Here is a 611-nt window from a genome sequence, read left to right on the forward strand (position 1 = left end):
CTAGAAAAGACGCTAGAACGTATCGAACTGCTGTACAAAACGCCGCAAGATGGTGTAACAGGTGTCGATACTGGTTTTACTGACCTCAACAAAAAGACCGCGGGTCTCCAAGGTTCTGACTTAGTTATCGTGGCCGCGCGTCCATCGATGGGTAAAACGACCTTTGCGATGAACTTGTGTGAAAACGCGGCAATGCAGCAAGACAAGCCAGTCTTGATTTTCTCGTTAGAGATGCCAGCTGAACAGTTGATGATGCGTATGTTGGCATCCTTGTCTCGCGTAGACCAAACTAAGATCCGTACGGGGCAGTTGGATGATGAAGACTGGGCACGTATTTCTTCTACCATGGGTATCCTGATGCAGAAGAAAAATATGTACATCGATGACAGTTCAGGCTTAACGCCAACCGAAGTGCGTTCACGTGCCCGTCGTGTTGCTCGTGAGCACGGAGGTCTGTCAATGATCATGGTCGACTACCTTCAGTTGATGCGCGTACCTTCGCTAACCGATAACCGTACTCTTGAGATTGCCGAGATTTCTCGCTCGCTTAAAGCACTGGCGAAAGAGTTGAACGTGCCTGTCGTTGCACTATCGCAGCTAAACCGTTCCCT

The 611-nt window shown here is 49.3% G+C and carries 1 protein-coding gene; it reads left to right on the forward strand.

Features of this window, described 5'->3' with window-relative positions; translation table 11 throughout:
* The coding region (locus tag R8N49_RS28575; protein ID WP_318190629.1) for a DnaB-like helicase C-terminal domain-containing protein at positions 1-611 on the forward strand (611 nt) is incomplete at both ends.

It is taken from the genome of Vibrio sp. 1978 (assembly GCF_033344345.1).